Origin of the sequence: Pseudonocardia lutea, assembly GCF_042658055.1 — a bacterium.
Taxonomy (GTDB): Bacteria; Actinomycetota; Actinomycetes; order Mycobacteriales; family Pseudonocardiaceae; genus Pseudonocardia; species Pseudonocardia lutea.
On record NZ_JBHSQK010000023.1, the window covers coordinates 68970 to 77049 of the forward strand.

Annotated in this window: 7 protein-coding genes and 1 pseudogene; 5 read left to right on the forward strand and 3 right to left on the reverse strand. The window is 75.5% G+C overall.

From position 1 onward, the window contains the following. Positions 1-91: 91 nt before the first annotated feature. On the forward strand, positions 92-820 hold the full coding sequence (locus ACFQH9_RS11850; protein ID WP_379566050.1) for an ANTAR domain-containing protein: 729 nt from the start codon (positions 92-94) through the stop codon (positions 818-820). Here the strand turns inward: ACFQH9_RS11850 and ACFQH9_RS11855 are convergent. The 3 genes from ACFQH9_RS11855 to ACFQH9_RS11865 all read right to left on the reverse strand — a co-directional run bounded on the left by ACFQH9_RS11855 (position 780) and on the right by ACFQH9_RS11865 (position 3166). Next, complete coding sequence (locus ACFQH9_RS11855) at positions 780-1532, reverse strand: ANTAR domain-containing protein (protein WP_379566051.1); 753 nt, start codon at positions 1530-1532, stop codon at positions 780-782. The genes ACFQH9_RS11850 and ACFQH9_RS11855 overlap by 41 nt on opposite strands. 135 nt (positions 1533-1667) lie before the next feature. Continuing rightward, complete coding sequence (locus ACFQH9_RS11860; RefSeq protein ID WP_379566052.1) at positions 1668-2702, reverse strand: magnesium and cobalt transport protein CorA; 1035 nt, start codon at positions 2700-2702, stop codon at positions 1668-1670. A gap of 44 nt (positions 2703-2746) precedes the next feature. Then, the gene (locus ACFQH9_RS11865; RefSeq protein ID WP_379566053.1) at positions 2747-3166 is read right to left on the reverse strand and encodes a CAP domain-containing protein; all 420 of its coding nucleotides are present in this window, start codon (positions 3164-3166) and stop codon (positions 2747-2749) included. 22 nt (positions 3167-3188) lie between these two features. On the opposite strand from ACFQH9_RS11865, the gene ACFQH9_RS11870 reads away from it, so the two are divergent. The 4 genes and pseudogenes from ACFQH9_RS11870 to ACFQH9_RS11885 all read left to right on the forward strand — a co-directional run. Beyond that, complete coding sequence (locus tag ACFQH9_RS11870; RefSeq protein ID WP_379566054.1) at positions 3189-3479, forward strand: acylphosphatase; 291 nt, start codon at positions 3189-3191, stop codon at positions 3477-3479. A gap of 59 nt (positions 3480-3538) precedes the next feature. Then, positions 3539-3949, forward strand: coding sequence for a VOC family protein (locus ACFQH9_RS11875; protein WP_379566055.1), 411 nt, complete (start codon positions 3539-3541; stop codon positions 3947-3949). Between the two features lie 94 nt (positions 3950-4043). Continuing rightward, the gene (gene smc, locus ACFQH9_RS11880) at positions 4044-7649 is read left to right on the forward strand and encodes a chromosome segregation protein SMC (protein WP_379566056.1); all 3606 of its coding nucleotides are present in this window, start codon (positions 4044-4046) and stop codon (positions 7647-7649) included. Positions 7650-7766: 117 nt separating this feature from the next. Further along, positions 7767-8080, forward strand: a pseudogene (locus ACFQH9_RS11885) (signal recognition particle-docking protein FtsY); the annotation flags it as partial.

Consider the following 8080-nt stretch of genomic DNA (forward strand, 5'->3'; position numbering starts at 1 on the left):
AGCGCCGCCGTCGGACAGAGGTTCACATGGTCGACGATCCCGGTGCCCCCGGCACCCGCGGCGCGCCGGCCGTCGCGGGCGGCGGGTCGTCGTGAGCGCGGCGGGCGGCCCCCGGGCCCGGGTGTGGGACCTGCTCGTGGCCGCCGCCGCGCGGCGAGGCTCACCCACCGTCTCCCCGCAGGACGTGTGCCGGGCGTGCGTCGACGACCTGGCCGTGGCCGGCGTCGCACTCGTCGGGGTCAGCCCGCGCGGGCGCCAGCTGCTCGCCGCCACCGACGACGGCACCCGCGCGGTCGAGGAGTGGCACCAGGCCACCGGGCGGGGCCCCGCGGTGGACGCGACCGAGGGCCGCACGGTGGTCGTCGAGGCCGCCCGGACCGAGCCGGACGCCGCGTTCGCGGTGGCCGCGGCACGGGCCGGTGTCGGGGCCCTCGCCGCCGTGCCGGTCCGGGTCGGCACGACCGTCGTCGGCGTCCTGACGCTGGTCCGCGGCACGCCGGGTCCCTTCGCGGAGGACACCCTGGCCGCGGCCGCCGCCTACGCGGACGCGGCGGGCGCGGTGCTGCTCGACGGGCCGGAGCACGGGGACGGCGCCGCCCCGGCCGCCCTCGAGGCCGGTGAGGACACCGGGGTCGCGGACCCGGACCAGGCCGTGGTGCTGCAGGCGGTCGGGATGGTCGCGGCCCAGCTCGGGGTGGACGTCGACGAGGCGCGGCGGCGGATGGGCGCCTACGCCGGCGAGCGCGGCACGACCCTCGGCGAGGTCGCCCGCGCCGTCGTCACCCGCAGACTGCGCATGGGACCGGGATCGGGGCGGTGAGCCCGTGCACGTCGGCGCCCGCCGGCGTGTCGACGATCGCGGCCGCCAGACCGTGCACCGTGCGGCGGTAGCGGCGGGCATGCGCGCGGAGCCGCTCGAACGCCTCCTGCGGATCCACCTGGAGGCGCTCGGCCAGCATCCCCTTCGCCTGCTCGACCACGATGCGCCGGTCGAGCGCCTGCTGGAGCTGCCGCGCGAGGGTCTCGTGGTGCTGCCGGGCCCGCTGCTGCAGGATCCCGACGGCCGCGGCGGTGGCCAGCGCCTCCAGCGCGGCCGCCGTGCTGGGGGACGGCGTGCGGCCGTCGTGCAGGAACAGGCTCACCGCACCCACTCCACGGTCGTGGCGGCGCAGCGGCACGGCGTGCACCCCGCAGAACCCCGCCCCACCGACGGCCGCGGCGAACGCCGGCCAGCGCGCGGCCATCCCGCTCAGGTCACCGACGTGCACGGTGTGGCCGGAGCGGTAGCAGGCCAGCGACGGCCCCTGCCCCTGCCGCAGCTGGACGAGGTGCAGCGACCGGCCCGGGTCGTCGGTCGCCGCTGCGAAGCGCAGCTCACCCTTCTGCGCCAGCGCCACCCCCGTCGACCGGATCCCCGCGAGCTGCGCCGAGCGGTGGGCCAGCCGCTGGGCGAACTCGTCCTCGTCGAACCCGCCACCCAGCGTGTCCGCGAACTCGAGCAGTGCACGTGCAAGCGATAGTTCGTCCCACATCGGTCCCCCCGACGACGACACCGCCTGGCGCGCGGTCGCCTCCGCGCGTCTGTCCCACTACTCGGTGCGACCCGCCCCGACGTTTCCTGTCACTGACCGATAAAAAGTACCTCTGACCTGGGGAAGATCGAGGATCTAGAGCCAGTCCTTCCGTTTGAAGAGCGCGTAGAGGAGCAGCGCCAGGGCGAGCATCAGGCCGAGCGCGTAGGGATACCCGAAGCGCCACTGCAGTTCCGGCATGTGGGCGAAGTTCATTCCGTAGATCCCCGCGACCAGACTCGGGGCGAAGGCGATGGCGGCCCACGAGGAGACCTTCTTCATCTGCTCGTTCTGGACGTACCCGGCCTCGGTCAGGTGGGTCATCTCCTCGTTCTGCCGCTGGGCCACGAGGGTGGAGTTGACGGTGAGGAGGTTCGTGAGCAGGTCCCGCAGGCCCTGCGTGCGCTCGCGGACCCGCGTGGCGTGGTCCTGGACGTCCCGCACGAGCCGGCGGAGCTCGAGGTCGGGGGTGGTGCTCTGCTTCCCGAACCGGTTCCGCAGCTCGTCGAAGATCTCCACCAGGGGGTCGACCGCGCGCTGGAACTCGATGACCTCGCGGGTGAGCTTGTAGATGCGCCGGGAGACCGCGGGGTCGGCGTTCCACACCTGGTCCTCGATCTGGTCGACGTCGTCCTGCAGGCCGTCGAGCACCGGCCCGTAGTCGTCGACGACCTTGTCCAGCACGGCGTAGAACACCGCGAACGGCCCGTGGGCCAGCAGCTCGGGGTCGCGCTCGAGCCTCCGCCGGACGCCGGCGAGGTCGGGTTCCTCGGCGTGCCGCACCGTGACCACGAAGTCCGGGCCCAGGAACAGGTGGAGCTCGCCGAGCTCGACCTCCTCGTCCTCGTCGACGTACCGGGCCGGGCGGAGCACCGCGAACTCCGTGTCGCCGTAGCGCTCCAGCTTGGGCCGCTGGTGGCCGTGCAGGGTGTCCTCGACGGCGAGCTCGTGCAGCCCGAACTCGTGCTCGATCGCCTTGATGTCGTCGGGGCCCGGCCGCAGCATCCCGATCCAGCAGAAGGTCTCCTTGCCGTTGCCGCACCGCTGGAGGGTCTCGACCGTCTGGTCGAGCGACTCCGGTTCCTCCGCGCGGCGTCCGTCGACGTACACCGCGTTGTCCACGACGGACATTCCGGACTCCCTCCCATCTGCGACTCCCGCCGGAGCGTAGGTGCTCAGCGGCCGAAGTCCTGCGTCCAGAAGTATCCGTCGGTCGCGAGCCCGACGCCGATCGTGGTGAGCGAGCAGTCCTCGATGTTGCGCCGGTGGCCCGGGGAGTCCAGCCAGGCCTCGACCACGCTCTTCGGGGTGCGCTGGCCCCGCGCGATGTTCTCCGCGGCGGGGGAGGGGTAGCCGGCGGCGGTGAGCCGGTCGGCGAAGTCGCGGCCGTCGGGGCCGTCGGGGCCGTCGTGGGCGAAGTACCCCTGCGCGGCCATGTCCTCGCTGTGCGTCCGGGCCGCGCGGGCGATCCGGGGGTCGCTCGTCAGGGGCCCGCAGCCCGCCGCGGCCCGGGCCCGGTTGGTCAGCGCGACGACCTGGGCCACGGGTCCCGCGGCGACCGGCGCAGCGGTGGTGCGGGGCACCGGACCGGTCACGGCCCGGTAACGTACCAGGGCGATGAGCAGCAACGACGATTCGACCGTTCGGCTCACCGCCTGGGTGCGCGGGCGCGTGCAGGGCGTGGGTTTCCGCTGGTGGACGCGGTCGCGGGCGCTCGAGCTCGGGCTCGTCGGGCAGGCCCGCAACCTCGCCGACGGCCGGGTCGCGGTGGTCGCGGAGGGTGACCGGGAGCGGTGCGAGCGCCTCCTCGGGCTGCTGCGCGGCGGGGGAACGCCGGGCCGGGTCGAGGAGGTCGTCGAGCAGTGGGGCGAGCCGAAGGGCGGGTTCGACGGGTTCGTCGAGGCCTGAGGTTCTGTCGGTGCCCGGGTCTACGGTGCGATCCACACCACACGAGAAGGGGGCACCGCATGTCCGTCACGCTCAACCCGTACCTGCACTTCGACACCGAGGCCCGCGCCGCGATGGAGTTCTACCGCTCGGTCCTCGGGGGCGACCTGCAGGTCAGCACGTTCGGGGAGATGGGGGCCGAGGGCCCCGTCCCGCCGCCGGAGGGCGTCATGCACGCGCAGCTCACCACGCCGGACGGGTTCGTGCTCATGGCCTCGGACGGCGACCCGGAGCGGGCGGCGGGCCGCACCGCGGTCTCGGTCAGCCTGTCCGGGGACGACGAGGCGAAGCTCGAGGGCTGGTTCACCGGCCTCGCCGAGGGCGGCACGGTGGAGGTGCCGTTCGAGAAGCAGATGTGGGGCGACAAGTTCGGCATGGTGACGGACCGGTTCGGCGTGCGCTGGCTGGTGAACGCCGCGACCGCCGCCTGAGGGGCGGGTCCCGGCCGGCGCACGCGCGGGCCGGGGCCGCACGCGGCGGCCGGTACGCTCCGCTCGCCCCCGAGACACCCCGGAGACCGCCGCCGTGCACCTCAAGAGCCTGACGCTGAAGGGCTTCAAGTCCTTCGCCTCGGCCACGACGCTGCGTCTGGAACCCGGGATCACGTGCGTGGTGGGGCCCAACGGCTCCGGCAAGTCCAACGTCGTCGACGCGATCAGCTGGGTGCTCGGCGAGCAGGGGGCCAAGGCGCTGCGCGGCGGCAAGATGGAGGACGTGATCTTCGCCGGCACGTCCGGGCGGCAGGCGCTCGGGCGCGCGGAGGTCACGCTCACCATCGACAACTCCGACGGCGCGCTGCCGATCGAGTACTCCGAGGTCTCGATCACCCGCCGGATGTTCCGGGACGGCGCGGGCGAGTACGAGATCAACGGAAACTCGTGCCGGCTGCTGGACATCCAGGAGCTGCTGTCGGACTCCGGCATCGGCCGGGAGATGCACGTGGTCGTCGGGCAGGGCCAGCTCGACGCGATCCTGCGGTCCAAGCCGGAGGAGCGGCGTGCCTACATCGAGGAGGCCGCCGGGGTCCTCAAGCACCGCAAGCGCAAGGAGAAGGCGCTCCGCAAGCTCGACGCGATGCAGGCCAACCTGACCCGGCTCACCGACCTCACCGCCGAGCTGCGCCGCCAGCTCAAGCCGCTGGGCCGGCAGGCGGAGATCGCGCGCAAGGCGCAGCAGGTGCAGGCCGAGCTGCGGGACGCGCGGATCCGGCTCGCGGCGGACGACATCGTCACCCTGCGGGACGCGCTGGCCCGCGAGGAGGCCGACGAGCAGCAGGCGCGCGAGCGGCGCGCCGAGGTCGCCGAGCAGCTCGACGCCGCCCGGGCGCGGCAGGGCGAGCTGGAGGAGGCGCTCGCCGCCGACGCGCCGCGGCTGCAGCGTGCGCAGGACACCTGGTACTCCCTGTCGTCGCTGGCGGAGCGGCTGCGCGGCACCGTGCGGCTGGCCGAGGAGCGCTCCCGGCACCTGGCGTCCGCGGAGTCGGGGCGCACCCCGGGGCGGGACCCGGAGGAGCTCGAGGCCGAGGCCGATCTCGTCGCGGAACAGGAGGAGGAGCTGGTCGCGGCCGTGGTCGAGGCCCGGCAGCGGCTCGCGGAGGTGCTGGAGGAGCGCGCCGAGCACGAGCGCACCCTGCAGGCCGCCGAGCGCGCGCACATGGCCGCGGTGCGCGCGATCGCGGACCGCAGGGCCGGCCTCGCGACCCTCGCCGGCAAGGCCGAGGCGCTGCGCAGCGGCGCCGCCGCCACCGCCGAGGAGATCGAGCGGCTGTCCGAGGCGCTCGGTGAGGCCGAGGCCCGGATCGTCGCGGCGGCCGAGGAGCTGGAGGCCGCCCGCGAGGAGCTCGGCGTGCTCGACGAGGCCGACTCCGGCGAGCTGGCGGCGCGGGTGGAGGCCGCCGCCGAGGCGCAGGAGTCCGCGGCGGCGCGGGTGCGCGAGCTGGTCGCCCGGGAGCGGGAGCTGGAGCAGCAGCGGGCGCACTGGCGGGCCCGGGTCGACGCGCTGTCGGTCGGTCTCGCCCGCAAGGACGGCAGCGGCGCGTTGCTGTCCGGGGAGCGGGACGGGGTCGTCGGTGCCGTCGCCGAGCTGCTCGAGGTCGAGCCGGGGGCCCGGACCGCGGTCGCGGCCGTCCTCGGCGAGCTGGCCGAGGGTGTGGCCGTGGAGTCCGCCGGCGCGGCGGTCGAGGCGCTGCGGGAGCTGCGGTCGGGGAACCACGGGTCCGCGACACTGCTGGTCGGCGGGGCCGTGGCCGGCGACGGTGCGGGTCCCGTCGCGGTCTCCACGGCCCGCTCCGGCGATGCCCCCGGCGGGGCCGCACCGGCCGGGCGGTGGGCGACGGACGTGGTGTGCGCCCCGGGGCGGCTGGCGCCCGCCGTCGCGGCGCTGCTGGAGCGGGTCGTGCTCGTCGACTCCCTCGACGAGGCGCGGACCGTGGCGGGGGCCGGGCTCGTCGCCGTCACGCCCGACGGGGACGTGCTCGAGGCCTTCCGGGCGCGCGGCGGCGCGGGCGGCGGCTCGAGCGCGCTGGAGGTGCAGGCCGCCGTCGACGAGGCCGTGGCCGCCCGGGACGCGAACGACGGCGAGCTGGCCCGGCTGCGCCCCGCCCTCGACGGCGCGCGGGCGGAGGAGGCCGCCCGCAAGGCGGACGTCGAGGCCGCGACGGCCGAGCGCCGGGCCGCCGAACAGCGGCGTGCGGCCGCGGGCAACCAGCTCGGGCGGCTGGAGCAGGTGGTCCGGTCGGCCGAGCAGGAGGCGCAGCGGCTGCGTCAGCGGCGGGACGCGGTGGAGGCCCGGCGGTCGGAGTCGCTGCTGGCGCTGGAGGCCGCGGAACAGCAGCTGCTGGTCGCCGAGGGCGAGCCGGTGGACGACGAGCCGGACACCGAGGTCCGCGACACCGCCGCGGAGAAGCTGGCCGAGGCCCGGTCCGAGGAGGTGGAGTGCCGGCTCGCGCTGCGCACCGCCGAGGAGCGGGCCCGCGCGATCGCCGGCAGGGCGGACTCGCTGCGCCGGCAGGCGTCGTCGGAGCGGCAGGCCCGGGCCCGCGCCGAGGCCGCGCGCCGCGAGCGGGAGCGCAGCGCCGCCGTCGCCGAGCTGGTGGTCGGGGCCGGTGCCCGGGCGCTGGCACGGATCGAGGTCTCGCTGGCCTCCGCGGCCGCCGAGCGGGACGAGGTCGCCGCCGCCCGCGCCGAGCGCGAGGCCGCGCTGACCGAGGCCCGGGCCACCACCGGGCGGCTGTCCGCGCTGCTGGACAAGCTGGTCGACGCCGTGCACCGGGACGAGGTGGCCCGCGCCCAGTCGCGGCTGCGGCTGGAGCAGCTGACCGAGAAGGCGCTGGCCGACCACGGCATCGCCGTGGACGACCTGATCGCCGAGTACGGGCCGTCGGTCGGCGTGCCGCCCTCGCCGGCCGAGGTCGCGGAGTACGAGGCGGCCAAGGAGCGGGGCGAGGAGGTCGTCGCCCCGCCCCCGATGCCCTACGACCGCGCCGCCCAGGAACGCCGGGCCAAGCGCGCCGAGAAGGACCTCGCGCTGCTCGGCAAGGTCAACCCGCTCGCGCTGGAGGAGTTCGCGGCGCTCGAGGAGCGCTACACCTTCCTGTCCACCCAGCTCGAGGACCTCAAGAACACCCGGCGGGACCTGCTCACGGTGGTCCGCGAGGTCGACGACAAGATCCTCGAGGTCTTCACCCAGGCGTACGAGGACGTCGCGCGGGAGTTCGAGACGGTCTTCGCCACGCTCTTCCCGGGGGGCGACGGCCGGCTGGTGCTCACCGACCCGTCGGACATGCTGACCACCGGCATCGAGGTCGAGGCGCGGCCGCCGGGCAAGAAGGTCAAGCGGCTGTCGCTGCTCTCGGGCGGGGAGCGCTCGCTCACCGCGATGGCGCTGCTGGTCGCGATCTTCCGGGCCCGCCCCTCGCCCTTCTACGTGCTCGACGAGATCGAGGCCGCCCTCGACGACGCCAACCTCCGCCGGCTCATCTCGCTGATGGAGGAGCTGCGGGCCACCTCGCAGCTCATCGTCATCACCCACCAGAAGCCGACGATGGAGGTCGCCGACGCGCTCTACGGCGTCTCGATGCGGGGGGACGGCATCACCACCGTCATCTCGCAGCGGCTGCGGCCGGCCTCGTAGGACCTCGTCGACCTCCCCGGACCCGGTTCGGGGGGCCGCTCGGGCGGCGGCGCCGGCGCCTCGCGCGGACCGGGCCCGCGGCCGGTGGGGTGCGACGGGGCGTGCAAGGCTGGGGGTGTGACGACGCAGACCCTCTGGATCATCGTGGTCGTGGTCGCGGTGGTCGTGCTGATCGCCCTGGTCGCCGGCCTCACGGTCAGCCGCAGGCGCCGGATCAGCCTGCGCGAGCGCGACGAGCTCGAGACCCCGGCGGCCGAGGAGAGGCCCAGGCAGGGCAACACCTACCAGGCCACCGGCGGGTTCGACTTCTCCGCCGGCAGCGGGGCCGCCACCGGCACCCCGAAGCTCCCGCCGCGCCCGGAGCCCGGGCCCGACCTGCTCGCGCCCCCGCGTGAGAAGGAGCCGGAGCCGCGCCGCCGGGGCGGCGCCGC

Excerpts from the sequence above, each read along its gene's own strand:
- ACFQH9_RS11875 (WP_379566055.1), top strand. The coding sequence starts at position 3,539 with ATGTCCGTCACGCTCAACCCGTACCTGCACTTCGACACCGAGGCCCGC.
- ACFQH9_RS11870 (WP_379566054.1), top strand. The coding sequence starts at position 3,189 with ATGAGCAGCAACGACGATTCGACCGTTCGGCTCACCGCCTGGGTGCGC.
- ACFQH9_RS11855 (WP_379566051.1), bottom strand. The coding sequence starts at position 1,532 with ATGTGGGACGAACTATCGCTTGCACGTGCACTGCTCGAGTTCGCGGAC.
- ACFQH9_RS11860 (WP_379566052.1), bottom strand. The coding sequence starts at position 2,702 with ATGTCCGTCGTGGACAACGCGGTGTACGTCGACGGACGCCGCGCGGAG.